Raw genomic sequence first — 17,137 nt, forward strand, 5'->3', positions numbered from 1 at the left:
CATCATCACCTTTCTCACTTATCATGACGGGCTAATCCATTCACAATTAAGCTATGGACTTCTTTTGCCTGTTCTTCTATGTTATATTTCTGCTCCTTCATCACCCAGTTTGTCACCGTCTCATCCATCGTTCCAAAAATCATTTGACGTACAAGACGGCGATCCAGGCCACTACGGAACAGCTCCTCCTCGACACCTTCTTCAACAATTTGATCAATAACGTTTAAATAGCGCTTCAATACATGGTTGATTTTTTGTCTCAACTCTTTATTCGATTGGCGCAATTCCAACTGTGTCACAATTGCGAGATGGTGATCGGCAGCCAGCTGTTCAAAATGTGTTTGAATTAAAGTTAAAAGTTTTTGTTCCGCTGACTGCTTAGAGGTTGTTTCCTGCTCAATCTTTTCTATGAACTGCCCCATTTTTTCTTGAAACAATGATACAAGGATATCTTCCTTGTTTTTAAAATAAAGATAGATGGTTCCATCTGCCACTCCCGCTTTTTTCGCGATCTTAGAAACCTGGGAAGAGTGGTAGCCATTTTCAGCAATGACTTCGACAGCTGCATCAATGATTTGTTTGAACTTCGGTTTATTTTTCTTCAATGGTATATCTCCTTGCTATTGCGAACTGAAAAATGAATGAATCATCATTCATCTATTATTCTACAAGCAAAGAAATATTCTGTCAACTTTCTTTTTTTAGTTTATTGAATACTTTCTGATTCCTCATATTTACGCTTTTCTTCATCGATCAAAGTCCTCCTCAAGATTTTACCAACTGCTGTTTTCGGTAGCTCGGATCTGAATTCATACAAACGCGGAACTTTATAGGAAGCGATGTTTTTACGGCAATATTCATTCAGTTCATCTTCCGTAATTTCACTTCCCTGTTTTTTAACGATGAAGGCTTTGACAGTTTCTCCACGATACGGATCAGGAACTCCTACCACAACTGCTTCTTGAATCTCAGAATGCTCGTAAAGGACTTCTTCTACTTCACGCGGGTAAATGTTATACCCACCTGCGATAATCATATCTTTCTTCCGATCAACGATATAAAAGTATCCCGCATCATCCATATACCCCATATCCCCAGTACGGAACCAGCCATCCTCACTGAGAACCTGAGCTGTTTCTTCCGGCCTGTTCCAGTAACCTCTCATTACTTGAGGACCTTTGACAACGATTTCTCCAATCTCCCCATTTTCAGCCTCTTCATCAGCATCCATCTTGTAGATCTTTGCGTCTGTATCCGGCCACGGTACACCGATGCTTCCACTCATACGCTGACCCCATACGAGATTGGAATGAGTGACTGGAGAGGTTTCCGTCAACCCATACCCTTCAACGAGCCGGCCACCAGTCACAGCTTCGAAACGTTCTTGAACTTCAACAGGCAACGGAGCCGAGCCACTTATACAGGCTTCAATTGATGAAAGATCATATTTTTTCAAGTTCGGGTGGTTCAATAAGGCAATATAAATCGTAGGAGCTCCAGGGAATAAGGTCGGTTTTTGTTTTTCAATGACTTTCAAAACATCTTCCGGTTCGAACTTTGGCATGAGAATCATTTTGTTCCCCATCATGACAGAAAGGTTCATGACTGAAGTCATCCCATATACATGGAAGAACGGCAGTATAGCGAGAACGGTTTCTTCACCGTCTTTGCACTTGTACAACCATTTCTTCGACATCTGTGTGTTGACAATCAAATTGTAATGAGTAAGCATGACACCTTTTGGAAAACCAGTCGTTCCTCCTGTGTATTGCAATAAAGCAAGATCCTCTTTTGGATCGATTTCTACTTCTGAGACGTTTCCACTTGCGTTTTTCAAAATATGAGTCCATAGATGGGTATCTGTAGACTGTTCTGGTTTGACTAGTACTTGATATTGCCGTTTTTGAATAAAAGGATAAATTTTATTTTTAGGGAAAGGAAGGTAATCTTTAATACCTGTCACGATGATATGTTCAAGAGGGGTATCAGGTTTGATGTTGGCTGCCTTTGGATAAAGAATATCAAGACAAATGATCATTTTGGCTCCTGAATCATTCATTTGATACTCCAATTCCCTTTCCATATAGAGAGGGTTCGTCTGGACAACAATTCCTCCAGCCATAAGGACTCCATAATAGGAGATGACGGATTGAGGGCAGTTCGGCAGCATGATGGACACACGATCGCCTTTTTCCAACCCAAGGTCCTGCAAATAACTGGCTAAAGCTTGTGCCTGTTCATAAATTTCTTTATAGTCCAACTCCTTGCCCATAAAATAAAGCGCTTTCTTTTCTCCGTAAACTTCAGCACTTTCTCTAAGGTAATCGTGGAGTGGTTGTTCTTTGTAATCAATGGTGACAGGGACTTCTGGTGGGTACAACTTGTGCCATGGACGTTGAAAATCACTCATTTTGACAGACCTCCCTAATAATTGTCTTCTCTCCTATTATAACGACTATAGGCTCATATTTGAATTATTATTTAAAAAATTGAAAATATTACCCTTGAAACCAAGCCCGTTCCTGCACATACGCTCCCGATTGTGGAAGACTCAAGTCCGAGATATTTCCGGAGTTCGTTGCCTGGTTAAGCGTCAGGGGTGCCTGGGAAGCTACTCGCTTTCCTGTGGGGGAGCGCCGAGCTTCCTCGGACTGCGTCCTGCGGGATCTCGCCTATCTCCTTCTCCCACGGGAGTCTCGCAGCTTCCCAACCACCCCATTCCATGTAAGGGAGAAACGAACCTCTGTACCAAGTTGCATTTTATCCCACTGTTAGTAGTATAAAATGCTCTGTATCAAGCTTTTACGTACTCTGGAGCGGTTTATACGATCCGCTTCTTCAATGATACATACTGCTTTCCAGAAGTGGTTTCGAGAATCTTCCATGGCAAAGGGGCGGAGGGGAATGGCGGGACTCCTGCGGGAACAGAGTGCTTGGTGAGACCCCGCAAGGCGTTAGCCTGAGGAGGCTCACCGCGCTCCCGCGGAAAGCGAGTCATTCCCTGCAGCCCTACACACTCAACAAAAGTCTCGAAATTGAGTCTTCCACAATCCTGCCATTTACTTTAATAATTATTATTACATGAACATAAAAAACAAGAAGCTCGATGAGCTTCTTGTTTAATGATAAATCTAACACTTATATGATAAAAAACAGGATGCCGACGATGAGAAAGGCCGCGGCAACGACCATTAATATTTTGGCTAAGGTTTCCACTGTCTCTCTCCTTAAATGATATTCGCTCCAATTACATACGAAAGGCCGATGGAAATGACTAAGGAAATAAATCCAACGGCACGGTTGTCATTTGCAATTTCCTCATCAATCTTAAAAGATGGGGTTAAGAATTCAAAAATGAAATAACCGCAGAGGAGAAGGGCAAAACCATACAAGCCCCACCCCATCGTTTGGGTGAGTGAGTCGTTATGTTCAATTGAAAATCGAAAGATGTTTGCAATTCCAAATAGTTTCCCCCCGGTCGCCATCGCTACAGCAATGTTGCCTTTTTTGATTTCTTCCCAGTTATTATAGGAAGTAACGATTTCAAATATCGCCATAAAAAGAACTAAGCAAAGAACAACAACACTGTAACGAGCGGCGGTTTCCACTAACGTGTATTCCCAAAAATTACTCATTCCTCCGCTCCCTTTTTAATGAATTACCGAAACTCAAGTACGGTCACTCCACTTCCACCTTCATTCATGCCTCCTGCCCGATGGCTGGATATGCTACGGTGATTTTTCGCAAAACTTTGAACGGCTGTCCGAAGAGCGCCCGTCCCCTTTCCGTGGATAATGGATACTCGTGGATAGCCTGCTAACAGAGCGTCATCAATGTATTTTTCTAAACGGTTTAACGCATCTTCATATCGTTCGCCACGTAAATCTAGTTCTGTTTTCACATGGAAGTTCTTCCCTTTGACTGTCGCCATAGGCTTTTCTTTATATGGTTGCTTGGCCTTTACGAATTCAAGTTCTTTCCGTTTGGCTTTTACCTTCATTACACCAACCTGGACCTGGTATTCATTCTTACCTGTCTGTTCCACAATGGTCCCTTGCTGGTTAAGAGTCAGTAGTTTTACTTCATCTCCAGGGTTCAACTCTTTCGACTCTTTCTTAGGTGCTGGATCTGCTTTCGGTTTCTTTTTCGCTAGTTCAGGCTGCGCCTCGTCAAACATCTTTCGAGCTTCAATCCATTCATGTTCTTTCATTTGTGCCTGTGATTTCATATTTCGGATCTCGCCGACGATTGTTTCCGCTTCTTCTCTGGCCTGTCGAATAGCTTTTTCTGCTTTTTGTTCAGCCTTCTCATATAACTTTTCACGTTGATCTTCGAATTGGTCCCATTTTTGCTTCAATTCATTCCGGAGCTCTTCCGCTTCTGCAAGCAATCGTTCTGCTTCTTCATAATCCTGTTCTGCTCCCCGTTTCGATTCCTCTAATGAAGCAATCATATTTTCAACACTCTGAGAATCCACACCGATATGGCCTTTTGCGGATTCAATCACGGATTCTCTTAAACCTAAGCGTCTGGAAATCTCAAACGCATTGCTTCGACCTGGAACGCCGATCAACAAGCGGTAGGTCGGTTTTAGTGTTTGAATATCAAATTCCACCGAAGCATTAATAACATCGGGACGATTGTATCCATAAGCTTTCAATTCTGGATAGTGCGTCGTTGCGATGACCCGGGCTTTCCGGTTAACCACTTCATCTAGAATGGACATCGCAAGAGCGGCACCTTCCTGCGGATCCGTTCCAGCACCAAGTTCATCAAACAAGACTAAGGACTGATCGTCCACTTTATCCAAAATGTCTACGATATTGGTCATGTGGGAAGAAAAAGTAGATAAGCTTTGTTCGATGGACTGTTCATCTCCGATGTCTGCATAAACCTCTTTGAATACAGCCATCTCACATCCATCTAATGCAGGTACCTGTAGGCCGGACTGTGCCATCAGCGTACACAAACCTACGAGTTTGAGAGTAACCGTTTTCCCACCTGTGTTTGGACCAGTTATAACAATGGATGTGTAGTCCGTACCTATTTCAATGTCATTGGGCACGACTTCTTCTTCAGGTATTAGCGGGTGTCTCGCTTGTTTTATATCGATGCGACCTTCGTCATTCATCTTAGGCATGGCTGCTCTCATCTGCTTACCTAACTTCGCTCTGGCAAACATAAAGTCCATATGCCCTAAGACATTGACGTTTTCATATAAGGGTTCATGGTTTTCAGCAATCGCATCGGAAAGTTCTTTCAAGATTTTCTCAATCTCATTTTTTTCTTGGACACGAGCTTCCTGCAGTTGGTTATTCAAATCAACTACCGTTTGGGGTTCTATGAACAATGTCGCCCCAGAAGATGACTGATCATGAACAATCCCGCCAATAGATCCGCGATATTCTTGTTTAACTGGAAGAACATAACGTTCATTTCTTATCGTGACAATCGCATCGGAAAGCATTTTGGATTTAGATTTTGTAAAAGACTCCATCTTGTCCCTTACCCGACTCTCATAGGTACGGATTTTCGAACGGATGGATCTCAATTTCTCAGATGCCCCATCCATGACTCCACCATGATCATCGATACAGTTTCTGATTTCACTCTCCAGTTCTCTCAATGGAGCGATTTTCGAAACCATATCTCTTAAAATCGGCATTTCCGGTTCTTCCATGTCTTCAATGAAACGCTTCAGTTGTCTCCCACCATAGATCGTACTCGCAACATCTAAACATTCAAGAGCGCTCAAAGTACCGCCGATTGTGGTTCGCTTCAAGCTTGGTTTGATATCGAAAATACCGCCAAGTGGGACATGGCCTTTCAAACGCAGCACTTGTCCAGCTTCATCCGTTTCCATTTGCAAGTGACGAACCTCTTCCAAGTCAGAAGATGGTTTCAAAGCAGCCGTTTTTTCCTTCCCCAAGGAAGATGCTGCTTGTTCGTTCAATTGTTCTATGATTTTTTTGAATTCTAGTACATGAAGGATGCGTTGATTCATGTGTAACCGTCTCCTTTATTACTCCTTATGGATCTTGAACTTATCCATCAACTGTTCTTTCGTCCATGTATTAATGACTGTATCTTTTCTCAGCCACCCTTTTCGAGCTGCTCCAACTCCTATTTTCATGTGCTCCAACATTGGATAACTGTGAGCATCCGTATTAACAGCAATGTTCACGCCCTCTTCCTGAGCTCTCATCAACCATTCCCAACTCAAATCCAGCCGGTTGGGGTTCGCGTTGAGTTCAAGGATCGTCCCTGTTCGTTTCGCTCCTTCAATCAATGCTTCTAGGTCCACGTCATAGCCTTCGCGTCGGCCAATTAAGCGTCCGGTCGGATGAGCGATCATATGGACATGAGGGTTTTCGAGGGCATTGGTCAACCTTTCCATAATTTGTTCCTGTGATTGTTGAAAGCTTGAGTGGATGGATGCGATGACAAAATCCATCTCCTTTAGGAACTCATCGTCAAAATCCAGAGATCCATCTGGAAGAATGTCCATTTCAATACCAGCAAAGATATGGAAATCTTCCATTTCTGCATTCACCTTTTCAATCTCTTTCCTTTGCAGACGTAACCGTTCCTCATTCAAGCCGTTTGCTACACGCAAGTATTTTGAGTGATCAGTTATGGCGATGTACTCATACCCTTTCGCTTTTGCTTTCTCCGCCATTTCTTTAATGGATTGCGCTCCATCACTCCAAGTCGAGTGCATATGAAGATCCCCGTGAATGTCGTCTAATTCCACGAGTTCAATAGGTTCCTTGAATTTCTCTACTTCCCCATAATTTTCTCTAACTTCAGGAGGGATGAAATGAAGACCAAAATGTTGGAAAAATTCTTCTTCCGTTTCAAACGTTTGGACTTCTCCCGTTTCCGCTTTTTCAATCCCATACTCACTGATTTTTTCATCGTTCTCTTTTGCTAGTTGTCTCATAGCCACATTATGGTCTTTGGACCCTGTGAAATGGTGTAAGGTCGTAGCAAATTCTTCTGGTGCTACAATACGAAAGTCAATGCCTATATCATAGCCCTCATTGACAACTATAGAAACTTTCGTCTCACCGGAGGCAATAACCTCTTTTATATCTGGATAAGCCAAAAGCTCATCTCGAGTTTCAACAGCATGTTCAGACGAAATGATGAAATCCAAGTCTTTAATCGTTTCACGCATTCTTCTTAAACTTCCCGCTCTTGAAAAGCGTGTGAATGTTTTCCCTTGTTCCAAAAAATGCTCAATTTTCTCAGCTAATGGAAGCATGACAGCAATTGGTAGACGTTCAGGGCGCGCTCCTGCTTCTTCAATCGCCTTCAACATCTTTTCAGCAGACTTTTTCCCGAAACCATCCAGTGCTTCTACTTTCCCAGCCTCCAGAGCTTCCTTCAGCGTCTCTGCATCGGTCACACCTAACTGTTGGTAAAGTTTCGCCAATTTCTTCCCACCGAGACCTGGAAGATCAAGTAACGGGACAAGGCCAGCCGGGACTTCAGCCTGTAATTGTTTCAACGTGTCTGATTCCTCGTTTTCCAAGTATTCATCAATGACCGTTGCCGTACCTTTTCCTATTCCTTTCATTTTGGTGAAATCATCGATCTCACTTAATGATCTGTCATCACGCTCTAAAGCTTGGGCTGCCTTACGGTAAGCAGAAATTTTAAAAGGGTTCTCGCCTTTCAATTCTAAGTAAACAGCGATTTTTTCCAACAGTTTAATGACTTGCTTTTTATCGATTGCCATGATTTAACGACTCCTTCACGTTTTATCCTGTTTTCAAGCTGAAAAAGAGCCGCCATGATCATAATCATAGCGGCTCTACCTGTACTTTCATCCTAACGTCTTACTCAGCCAGCTACATGTTCAATCCACAGCGTTTTCAATTGTTCTGAAAAGACTGGTGTGTGTTCGATGATCAGCTGTGCAAGAATCGATCCGTCCAAAGCACTTTGCACTCCAGCAAGAGGTACAAGCGCAGCTATGTACAGCACCACGAATAAGATGACATAATTTTCAATAAAGCCCAAAATTCCACCCAACAACGTGTTCAACGAATGCAGAATCGGCAGTTCCGAAACAAAGTCCAACATGGACGCAATAATATGTAAGATGATTTTGGCTCCAAAAAAGATAATGGCAAAAGCAACAGCGTTATAAAAGGCTTGTTCCAGAGGCAAATTTTCTAAAAAGATCGCCCAGGAAGAATCCTGAGGCAGTTCTGGATATGGGACCCATAACGTAAGTTTCGGCGCAAGGTCATCATAGTAGATGACAGCGAGTACAAAGGCTACAATAAATCCGATAAGATGGAAAAGCTGGAGGATAAAACCTCTTTTCAAACCCGTTATTACACCAATAAACAAAATAAACAACAACAATAAATCAATCATTTTACCCTCTGTCCTCTTTCTCTTTCTTTTCAATATAATTCATAAGTTCTGTACATTCTTCCTTTAATTTCATATATTCATTCATCGTATTCACAGCGGTCAAAACGGCGAGCTTTGCCGTATCCAGGCTAGGATTTGCTTCATGGATCTCTCGCATCTTTTGATCCACCAGACTGGATACCATACGGATATGATGGGGCTCTTCATGACCAACTATAGTGTAAGATCGCTTGTTGATCTCCACTGTAATTCTTTTTTTCTCTTGGTCTGACTGCGACACATTCATACCCCCTAGTTTCTCTCAATCCTAAACTTTATATTAACACGAAGCTTGACAAATAGGAAACCAATATGGATGTTTTTCGCAAATGTTCTCTTTTGCCATCCACTTTGCTATACTAATCCTATCATTTTAGACAGAAAGGAATCCATTATGCCCCAAGTTGTATTGAAATTACCTGTCTCTACACTAGAGAAGATGAAGAAGTATTACGCCTCAAGCCAAAAGAATTGTCCCCCAACGGCACTGTTTGCAGCTAAAACAGCGAACTGTACGATTACAGCCTATAAATCAGGCAAGGTACTTTTCCAAGGTCAGAAACCAGAAGAAGAGGCTGAGAAATGGGGAACCGTTTCTCCCACGGCCTCCGGAGGTCCGAACAAAAGCAAGAATAAACGTCATGCTTATCACCCTGATCACGAGCTTTTCGTAAGCTCACATATTGGATCTGATGAAGCAGGGACCGGAGATTATTTTGGGCCCATAACTGTAGCAGCCGCTTTTGTTACAAAAGAACAAATTCCACAATTGAAAGCGATCGGTGTCAAAGATTCAAAAAACCTTTCCGATGCCCAAATTACCAACCTGGCAAAAGATATTGTGGCTATGAAAATTCCATACAGTCTCCTGAGGCTGCCAAATAAAAAATACAACCAGTGGCAGAGGAAAGGGTGGAGTCAAGGAAAAATGAAAACCATGCTCCACCATCAAGCCTTGAACCGTCTTCTTGAGAAGATTGCACCTGATAAACCAGATGGCATATTAATTGACCAATTCTCAGAACCAGATGTGTACAAGAAACACCTGAGAAGTGAAAACCAGCAACTTCAAGAACATGTTTACTTTATGACAAAAGCGGAAAGTTATTCGATAGCTGTCGCAACTGCTTCCATCATTGCAAGGTCTGCTTTTGTAAAAGCGATGAATCAGATGGAATTTGATACCGGTCTTCCGATACCAAAAGGAGCTTCCGGAAAAGTGGATCGTGCTGCAGCGGCTATCATTGAAGCTTACGGTGAAGAAAAGCTGGATGAATTAGCTAAAGTTCACTTTGCCACCACGCAAAAAGCGAAAAAATTTGTCAAATAACCAACAGTTGCTTATACAAAAAGCTCAGAGTTTAGAGAACTCTGAGCTTTTTGTGTTTATCCTTTGGTTTATCCACGAAGCTCAGCCTGATGCTGATTTTTCACCGCTTCCAGGATAGCATTGTGAGCCTCTTCTACTTCTTGATCCTTCAATGTACGAAGTGGATCCAGGTAAAGCAGACGGAAAGCGAGAGACTTCTTCCCTTCATCTAAATGTTCACCCTGATACAGGTCGAATACTTGAACATCCTTCACTAATGGACTTCCAGCCTCTGCGATCGTCTTCTCAATTGATCCTGCCGGGACACTTTCATCTACGACAAGTGCAATGTCACGAGAAACAGATGGGTGGCGAGGGATGGTCTGGAATTTCTCTTCTTTCTTATATTCCTCAATGAGAGCTTCCAAGTTCACATCGAAGACATAGGTTTCTTTCAATCCAAGCTGTTTTTGAAGCTTCGGATGAACCTGACCAACGAAGCCGATGACTTCTCCATGGACCGACACGGTTGCCGTACGTCCCGGGTGCATATAATCCAACTTCGTTTTTTCATAAGTGAAAGGTAGGTCCAGCAGTTCACTTAATCCTTCCAAAATACCTTTTGCAACGAAAAAGTCGACCGTTTTTTTCTCCTGCTGCCACGGGTGGGAAAGCCATTCCCCTGTCAATGCGCCTGATGCACGCAACATTTCCTGCGGCTGTTTCGTTACTTTTTCCTCTTCACTGATAAACACGGTACCCACTTCATAGAAAGCAAGGTTTTCTTGTTTACGTGCCACGTTATAGGATAAGGACTCTAACAACTCAGGAACCATGCTCAACCGAAGCGTTCCATGATCTTCACTCATAGGCATAGCTAGAGCGACAGGACTTAAGGATTTTTCTTTCACTTCAGGACTGACAAGCATTTGAGCTTTATCCTTATGAGTAAGGGAATAAGTGATGGTCTCATGAAGTCCTGCACCTTCAAAGTATGCTTTCACTTTACGTTTCACCAGTTGCTCAAGCGTCAGGCCTCCTGCTTGAGACGCACCTTGTGGAAGCGTGTATGGAAGGTTATCGTAGCCATAAATCCGTGCCACTTCTTCCAGCATATCTTCAAAGATCGTAATGTCCCCACGGCGTGTCGGAACAGATACCTGGAACTCATCCCCATTCTGATCATAATTGAACTGAAGACGACGGAAAATGTCAGCGATATCTTCATTAGAAATTTCGGTTCCAAGTCGATCGTTGATGGTGCTCGTGTTTACAGTGACTTGTTTTTCAGAACGGTCCAGTTCGTCATGGGACACGACACCTTCCAAGACCGTTCCTCCTGCATATTTCGCAAGAAGTTCGCAGGCTCTCTTGCCCGCACGTTCTACACGGTTTGGATCGACACCTTTTTCAAATCGTGTACTGGACTCACTGCGAAGTCCATGATCTTTAGAAGCTTCACGTACAACGGATGGGTGGAAATATGCGGCTTCTAAGATGATTGTCTTCGTATCCTCTTGTACTTCGGACTCCGCTCCGCCCATGACCCCAGCGATGGCGTGGGCTATCTCTCCATTCGTAATGACAAGATGATCACTTTTCAGCGTACGCTCTTGGTCATCAAGCGTCGTTATCTTCTCTCCATCTTTCGCACGACGTGTAACGATGGTATTCGAGCCAAAGCGATCATAGTCGAAAGCATGAAGGGGCTGACCATACTCCATAAGTACATAATTCGTAATATCCACCACATTGTTTATTGGGCGGATACCTGCGGCAGTCAGACGGTTGCGCATCCATAGTGGAGATGGACCCACTTGAACGTCCTTAATAATGAAAGCTCCATAATAAGGATTCGCTTCCGAGTCTTCCACAACTACAGAGACATGATCTGCTGCTTTTTCTTCGGATGTTTGGACATTTTCATCAGCCAATTCATACGTCCCATCGATCGCCGCTGCCACTTCATAGGCTACGCCTGCCATGCTTAGAGCATCCGAACGGTTTGGTGTCAAACCAAGCTCGATGATTAAATCATCAAGGTTCAACAAGGAAACAGCATTTGCTCCAACTTCCACGTCTTCAGGAAATACAAAGATACCATCCACGTATTCTTTCGGGACGTCTTTCTCATCGACTCCAAGCTCCTGGAGCGAACAGATCATTCCATTCGATTCTTCTCCACGCAGCTTCGTCTTTTTAATTTTAAAATTTCCTGGAAGAACCGCTCCCGGTGTTGCTACAGCCACTTTTTGACCTTCAGCAACGTTCGGTGCGCCACAAACAATCTGAAGCGTTTCTTCTCCTACATCCACTTGGCAAAGGTTGAGTTTATCGGCGTTCGGATGCTGTTCACAAGAACGAACATACCCGACCACAACACCTGTGACCTCCTCTGCTACAGGTTCAACACTTTCCACTTCAATTCCGGTCTTCGTAATGATTTCTGCCAGCTCTTCTGGCGAATAACGACTGACATCAATATATTCTTGCAACCAATTTAATGATACAAGCATGGTTTTATTCCTCCTTTAAGCCTTGTGATACTGTTCTAAGAATCGAACATCATTCGTGTAGAAGTGACGGATATCATCCACTCCATATTTCAACATGGCGATTCGCTCTGGTCCCATACCGAATGCAAATCCGGAATATTCTTTCGGATCATAGCCTGCCATTTCAAGCACGTTCGGATGAACCATTCCCCCACCGAGAATTTCGATCCAGCCGGTTCCTTTACATACCGAGCAGCCTTTACCTCCACAAACTTTGCAGGAGATATCCATTTCTACAGATGGCTCTGTAAATGGGAAGAAGCTTGGACGCAGACGGATTTCCCGATCCGCTCCGAACATTTGCTTCGCGAAGGCATTCAGTACGCCCTTCAAATCGCTCATTCGGACGTTTTTATCAACTAAAAGACCCTCAATTTGTGTGAATTGGTGAGAGTGCGTAGCATCATCTGTGTCACGACGGTACACTTTACCAGGACAGATCATTTTGACGGGTTCACTGCCATCTTTAGCTCCCATTGTCCGTGCTTGAACAGGAGACGTATGGGTACGCATTAAAAGTTCTTCCGTAACGTAGAAAGAATCCTGCATATCCCTAGCAGGGTGGCCTTTCGGAAGATTCAATGCTTCAAAATTGTAATAATCTGTCTCCACTTCAGGCCCTTCTTTGATTTCAAAGCCCATACCGATGAAGAGGTCTTCAATTTCTTCTACGATGCTCGTCAATAAGTGCGGCCCGCCGACTTTTACAGGACGAGCAGGGAGTGTGACATCAATGCTTTCTTCTTCCAATTGCTTCTCTAATTCCGCATCCTCAAGCGCTGTCTGCTTGGTCTCAATGGCTTGAGCAATACTTTCCCGTACATCATTAGCCAATTGGCCGATGACCGGACGCTCTTCTTTAGACAATTTCCCCATTCCTCTAAGAACTTCCGTAATCGGACCTTTTTTCCCTAAGTACTCGACTTTTACATCTTTCAAGCCTTGAACTGAATCCGCCTGGTCAACTTTCGCCAGAGCTTCCTGTTTCAGCTCTTCTAAACGTTCCTTCATGCTTTTTCCTCCTTTAAATTGTATCGTTCTATTTCCCTTCCTTTTGTTGAACTTCTTAACTGTATAAACGGTAGGAAAATAAAAAAAGCCCCCTCCCTTAAAAAAGGGACGAGACTTGTATGGTCGTTTCGCGGTACCACCCTTGTTGGCACAATGACATGTGCCCACTTTGATGAAAATAACGGATAAAATCCGGGCCTATGGCCAGCTCCAGAGTGAAATTTCGATACATGCCACGTTAGAAGCACTTCCAGTCCAAGATGCTTCCTCCCTATAACGATTTACATTCATCTACTTTGCTCTATCTAAGCTTTTCATTTTTAAATTTTTATCAACTGAATATATTATAGTCAAAGAAGTTTATGGATGCAACCTCATCCCTTTAAATGATACATAAGAACAGCACCAGCGATTCCTACATTCAGAGACTCTGCCTGTCCATATATCGGAATGTAGACACGTTGATCAGCTTGGTTCAAAAGATTCTCCTGAATCCCCTGTCCTTCATTCCCTACAATAAGAACTGCTTTAGAAGGAGCTTGCAGTTGTTGAAAAGGGACAGCATCCTTAAGAGCAGAAGCCAGAATCTGAACCCCATCTCTTTTCATTGGGTCTATAAACTCTTCTAACTCCCCTGAGAGGACAGGGATATGAAAAATGGATCCCTGCGTAGCCCGGATGACTTTATCATTGTAAACATCAACGGTTCCTGAACCTAAAATCACCTGGTCGAAACCTGCTGCATCGGCTGTCCGAATCAGTGTACCTACATTCCCAGGATCCTGCACGGAGTCAAGCATTAAAGTTAATGCTGCTTGATCTACAGATGATTCCTTCTGTTTCACGACTGCTGCAATACCTTGAGGTGTTTCAGTTTCTGAAATAGCCTGAAACACAACATCATTCACCATTACCGTAGGAATATCTGTTGGGATTGAAAAATCCGTTCCTTCACGAACAATCATTTCAACGATCTCCCAATCGCTTTTCAACACCTCTTCTACGAGATGAAAACCTTCTACAATAAAGGTTCCTGTTTGATTTCTATATTTGCGTTTATGTAGTTTTTTCCATTCCTTCACCTTTGTATTTTGTAAGGAAGTCAACATAGTAGTCCCTCATTTACGTGTTTATTTCTCATTCATCATACATAGCAGGACCATGGTTGGTCAAACTAAAGAAGAATATTCTCGAAGTTATGCAGAAAAGGAGGGTGAATGATCAATGAACTTGAACTTAAGAGCAGCGATTCTTTCTAACGTTAGCGGACATAATGCCGAACAATTAGAAGCAACAATCGATGATGCCTTGCAAAAAGGAGAAGAAAAAATGCTTCCCGGCCTTGGTGTTTTTTTTGAAATGTTATGGAAAGAATCCGATGAACAAGAAAGACAAGAAATTCTAGATACTTTAGAGCAGGGATTGAAGCAAAACCAATAATAAAAAGCCAACCTGAAGAAGGTTGGCTTTTTTAAATCATTGCATTAGTTAAATGTTATTTCCTGCACTTTATCTGCATCAAGTCCTTTTATGACTTCAACAATTAAACGTACCGCATTTTCGAAGTCATCACGGTGAAGCATCGCTGCATGAGAGTGGATATAGCGTGTTGCGATCGTAATGGACAATGCAGGAACACCATCATGACTTAAATGAATCGCACCAGAGTCCGTTCCACCGCCTGCAAGAGAATCAAATTGGTATGGAATCTCATTGGCATCGGCCGTGTCTGTTACAAAATCCCGCAGACCTTTATGAGAAATCATAGAAGCATCATAAAGGATGATTTGAGGACCTTCGCCCATCTTGCTTGAGGCATCTTTGTCTGACACGCCAGGTGTATCACCAGCAATTCCAACGTCAACACCAAAAGCAATATCCGGGTTAATCACATTCGCAGACGTACGTGCTCCGCGAAGACCTACTTCTTCCTGAACGGTTCCAACACCATAGACGATATTCGGGTGTTTTTCACCTTTCAGCTGTTTCAGTACCTCGATAGCGATCGCACAACCAATACGGTTGTCCCAAGCTTTAGCAAGAAGCATTTTCTCGTTTTTCATTTGGGTGAATTCAAAGTACGGAACGACTGAATCTCCTGGTTTCACACCAAATTCCATCGCTTCTTCTTTGCTCGAAGCACCAATATCGATGAACATGTCTTTAATATCTACCGCTTTTTTCCGTTGTTCCGGAGGCAGGATATGTGGTGGTTTAGATCCAATCACCCCTGTCAAATCTCCATTACGTGTCATAATAGTCACACGCTGGGCAAGCATTACTTGGCTCCACCAGCCGCCGACGGTTTGGAAATAAATATAGCCATTGTCATCAATACGGGTAACCATGAAGCCTACCTCATCCAGGTGACCTGCTACCATAACGCTTGGGCCTTTTTTATTTCCTACCTTTTTCGCGATTAAACTGCCTAAATTATCTGTAAACACTTCATCTGCGTAAGGAGCGATGTACTGCTTCATCACATCACGAGCTTCCCGCTCATTACCAGGAACGCCTTTAGCATCTGTCAAATCTTTTAACATTTGCAGTGTTTCATCTTTTTTAGCCATATGTAATCATTCCTCCTTTTCCTATCCAATGGATATTATATACCTTTTGAAGCGATTTCACAAAAAATTCAGTTTCCTGATCATCAGTACCCTTCATCTTGCCGCTCAAAATTGATAGCATTTTTTCTTTCGTACGCTTCAATCAATTCTTTCTCTGTAATTCCTAACGTAAGACCAAGTATTAAATAATCATAAAAAGCTTTTACATAGGATTGTTCGTCCTTTTTCATCCTCAAATTTTCAATCGAAGAATAGACAGATAGAAAAGCCGTTGTCTGGGAATCGGCTTCCACGAGTTCAGTTGATGTATAACGATACTCAAGATCCAAACCTAAAGAAAGGAGGAAATGCACTCCATCCACATACTCTTCCAATATCACAGATTTGTCACTCGGCCCTTTCGTACTCCAAAACTTAAAGCATCTGGTTTCGTTTGCGAGCTCCCCTAACTCGACAAGCAGAGCCAATATTTTTTCCTCAACTTTTTGTCCTCTTTCAATTCTGTGCTGCCGTTCTATATAATGATCTAATTTCCGCTGCATATCATACAAACTCGTCCAATTCATGATCGATCTCTCCTTCATACTGCCTTTTCACTGTTCTGCTTATGAGTGAAGTGTTTCGACGTCGTAGCAAGACGAACCTTTTCCCGATGCCTTCGAACCTCACGAACATCTTGAAAATGAACACTCCTGCCACATGCTTTAATAATCAGCATAAGCATCAAGCAGAGCTTTATTAAAAAATTTTCTAATTAAATGTATCATTTTTTGAAACAAAAGGATACGTTCATCCGTATGGAAGCAAAAGAACAGTTTACAGGGAGATGAAAGAAATGATCATCCTATTATTCCGGTTGCTCTTACTGATTGCCATAGCTTTCATTATTTATACCGCCTATAAATTCATAGTCAATCCAAGGAGAAAATTAGAGCTTGCCAGAGACAAGAAACAATTTTACTTTCATGATAACAAGGAGAATACAAAAGAGAACTTCTTGATGACGCTAAAAGGACATGTCTTTGAAGGAGAGAAATACTTAGGAACCACAGAGGATTCGTTTGAAGTCATTAACATTAGCGTGAGTGTACACAACCCTGAAAAGTTACAGGGTCTGGACAGAGAAGATCTTTACTTTATGGAAAAAGAAATATTGATTCGATACCCTTATGCTTCCATTGAGTGGAAATACCCAATGAACCGTTTAATCATTCAGCCATTAAAGAATCACGATGAAAAAAAGCCCCACTCCTTTGAGTGAG

15 protein-coding genes and 1 other annotated feature are annotated in these 17,137 nt (G+C 42.6%); of the genes, 3 read left to right on the plus strand and 12 right to left on the minus strand.

The genetic code is table 11. The features are described from left to right. Positions 1 to 14: 14 nt before the first annotated feature. From K2225_RS14890 to zapA, 7 genes are all read right to left on the minus strand, one after another. A complete protein-coding gene (locus tag K2225_RS14890) occupies positions 15 to 605 on the minus strand; it encodes a fatty acid metabolism transcriptional regulator FadR (RefSeq protein WP_220585441.1) in 591 nt (196 codons plus the stop codon). A gap of 101 nt (positions 606 to 706) precedes the next feature. After that, entirely contained in the window at positions 707 to 2,410 is a 1,704-nt protein-coding gene (locus tag K2225_RS14895) for a long-chain-fatty-acid--CoA ligase (RefSeq protein WP_220585442.1), read from the minus strand. Positions 2,411 to 3,227: 817 nt separating this feature from the next. Further along, positions 3,228 to 3,635, minus strand: a complete 408-nt coding sequence (locus K2225_RS14900) for a DUF350 domain-containing protein (protein ID WP_089650580.1) — start codon at positions 3,633 to 3,635, stop codon at positions 3,228 to 3,230. A gap of 23 nt (positions 3,636 to 3,658) precedes the next feature. Next, complete coding sequence (locus tag K2225_RS14905) at positions 3,659 to 6,004, minus strand: endonuclease MutS2 (protein ID WP_220585443.1); 2,346 nt, start codon at positions 6,002 to 6,004, stop codon at positions 3,659 to 3,661. 18 nt (positions 6,005 to 6,022) lie between these two features. Next, entirely contained in the window at positions 6,023 to 7,744 is a 1,722-nt protein-coding gene (gene polX, locus K2225_RS14910; protein WP_220585444.1) for a DNA polymerase/3'-5' exonuclease PolX, read from the minus strand. 104 nt (positions 7,745 to 7,848) lie between these two features. Beyond that, complete coding sequence (locus K2225_RS14915) at positions 7,849 to 8,391, minus strand: CvpA family protein (protein ID WP_146812625.1); 543 nt, start codon at positions 8,389 to 8,391, stop codon at positions 7,849 to 7,851. A gap of 1 nt (position 8,392) precedes the next feature. Further along, on the minus strand, positions 8,393 to 8,677 hold the full coding sequence (gene zapA, locus K2225_RS14920) for a cell division protein ZapA (protein WP_089650576.1): 285 nt from the start codon (positions 8,675 to 8,677) through the stop codon (positions 8,393 to 8,395). A gap of 147 nt (positions 8,678 to 8,824) precedes the next feature. Here zapA and rnhC point away from each other — a divergent pair, with 147 nt between their 5' ends. Next, positions 8,825 to 9,760 (plus strand): ribonuclease HIII, encoded by a 936-nt coding sequence (gene rnhC, locus K2225_RS14925; RefSeq protein WP_220585445.1) that lies wholly within the window; start codon positions 8,825 to 8,827, stop codon positions 9,758 to 9,760. Positions 9,761 to 9,828: 68 nt separating this feature from the next. Here rnhC and pheT read toward each other — a convergent pair whose 3' ends face one another. The 3 genes from pheT to K2225_RS14940 form a co-directional block, all read right to left on the minus strand. Next, on the minus strand, positions 9,829 to 12,255 hold the full coding sequence (gene pheT, locus K2225_RS14930; protein ID WP_220585446.1) for a phenylalanine--tRNA ligase subunit beta: 2,427 nt from the start codon (positions 12,253 to 12,255) through the stop codon (positions 9,829 to 9,831). Positions 12,256 to 12,270: 15 nt separating this feature from the next. Continuing rightward, positions 12,271 to 13,305, minus strand: coding sequence for a phenylalanine--tRNA ligase subunit alpha (gene pheS, locus K2225_RS14935; protein ID WP_220585447.1), 1,035 nt, complete (start codon positions 13,303 to 13,305; stop codon positions 12,271 to 12,273). A gap of 101 nt (positions 13,306 to 13,406) precedes the next feature. After that, positions 13,407 to 13,622, minus strand: a binding site (T-box leader). A gap of 57 nt (positions 13,623 to 13,679) precedes the next feature. Further along, entirely contained in the window at positions 13,680 to 14,414 is a 735-nt protein-coding gene (locus tag K2225_RS14940) for a TrmH family RNA methyltransferase (RefSeq protein WP_220585448.1), read from the minus strand. A gap of 115 nt (positions 14,415 to 14,529) precedes the next feature. Between K2225_RS14940 and sspI the strand changes: the two genes are divergently transcribed. Next, positions 14,530 to 14,745 carry a small acid-soluble spore protein SspI gene (gene sspI, locus K2225_RS14945; RefSeq protein WP_035509556.1) on the plus strand — a complete coding sequence of 72 codons (216 nt, stop codon included), beginning with the start codon at positions 14,530 to 14,532 and terminating at the stop codon, positions 14,743 to 14,745. Between the two features lie 44 nt (positions 14,746 to 14,789). Here the strand turns inward: sspI and K2225_RS14950 are convergent, their stop codons facing one another. Further along, positions 14,790 to 15,875, minus strand: a complete 1,086-nt coding sequence (locus tag K2225_RS14950; protein WP_089650571.1) for a M42 family metallopeptidase — start codon at positions 15,873 to 15,875, stop codon at positions 14,790 to 14,792. 83 nt (positions 15,876 to 15,958) lie between these two features. After that, entirely contained in the window at positions 15,959 to 16,441 is a 483-nt protein-coding gene (locus tag K2225_RS14955) for a dUTP diphosphatase (RefSeq protein ID WP_220585449.1), read from the minus strand. A 269-nt stretch (positions 16,442 to 16,710) separates the two neighbouring features. On the opposite strand from K2225_RS14955, the gene K2225_RS14960 reads away from it, so the two are divergent. Beyond that, positions 16,711 to 17,136, plus strand: a complete 426-nt coding sequence (locus tag K2225_RS14960) for a sigma-w pathway protein ysdB (protein ID WP_220585450.1) — start codon at positions 16,711 to 16,713, stop codon at positions 17,134 to 17,136. Position 17,137 lies beyond the last annotated feature (1 nt).

It is taken from the genome of Halobacillus sp. Nhm2S1, from assembly GCF_019599545.1.
Classification (GTDB): Bacteria; Bacillota; Bacilli; order Bacillales; family Halobacillaceae; genus Halobacillus.

What these genes read in the sequence shown, in the direction of transcription:
- K2225_RS14895 (WP_220585442.1), bottom strand. Translation starts at nt 2,410, where the DNA reads ATGAGTGATTTTCAACGTCCATGGCACAAGTTGTACCCACCAGAAGTC.
- K2225_RS14900 (WP_089650580.1), bottom strand. Translation starts at nt 3,635, where the DNA reads ATGAGTAATTTTTGGGAATACACGTTAGTGGAAACCGCCGCTCGTTAC.
- K2225_RS14905 (WP_220585443.1), bottom strand. Translation starts at nt 6,004, where the DNA reads ATGAATCAACGCATCCTTCATGTACTAGAATTCAAAAAAATCATAGAA.
- polX (WP_220585444.1), bottom strand. Translation starts at nt 7,744, where the DNA reads ATGGCAATCGATAAAAAGCAAGTCATTAAACTGTTGGAAAAAATCGCT.
- K2225_RS14915 (WP_146812625.1), bottom strand. Translation starts at nt 8,391, where the DNA reads ATGATTGATTTATTGTTGTTGTTTATTTTGTTTATTGGTGTAATAACG.
- zapA (WP_089650576.1), bottom strand. Translation starts at nt 8,677, where the DNA reads ATGAATGTGTCGCAGTCAGACCAAGAGAAAAAAAGAATTACAGTGGAG.
- rnhC (WP_220585445.1), top strand. Translation starts at nt 8,825, where the DNA reads ATGCCCCAAGTTGTATTGAAATTACCTGTCTCTACACTAGAGAAGATG.
- pheT (WP_220585446.1), bottom strand. Translation starts at nt 12,255, where the DNA reads ATGCTTGTATCATTAAATTGGTTGCAAGAATATATTGATGTCAGTCGT.
- pheS (WP_220585447.1), bottom strand. Translation starts at nt 13,305, where the DNA reads ATGAAGGAACGTTTAGAAGAGCTGAAACAGGAAGCTCTGGCGAAAGTT.
- K2225_RS14940 (WP_220585448.1), bottom strand. Translation starts at nt 14,414, where the DNA reads ATGTTGACTTCCTTACAAAATACAAAGGTGAAGGAATGGAAAAAACTA.
- sspI (WP_035509556.1), top strand. Translation starts at nt 14,530, where the DNA reads ATGAACTTGAACTTAAGAGCAGCGATTCTTTCTAACGTTAGCGGACAT.
- K2225_RS14950 (WP_089650571.1), bottom strand. Translation starts at nt 15,875, where the DNA reads ATGGCTAAAAAAGATGAAACACTGCAAATGTTAAAAGATTTGACAGAT.
- K2225_RS14955 (WP_220585449.1), bottom strand. Translation starts at nt 16,441, where the DNA reads ATGAATTGGACGAGTTTGTATGATATGCAGCGGAAATTAGATCATTAT.
- K2225_RS14960 (WP_220585450.1), top strand. Translation starts at nt 16,711, where the DNA reads ATGATCATCCTATTATTCCGGTTGCTCTTACTGATTGCCATAGCTTTC.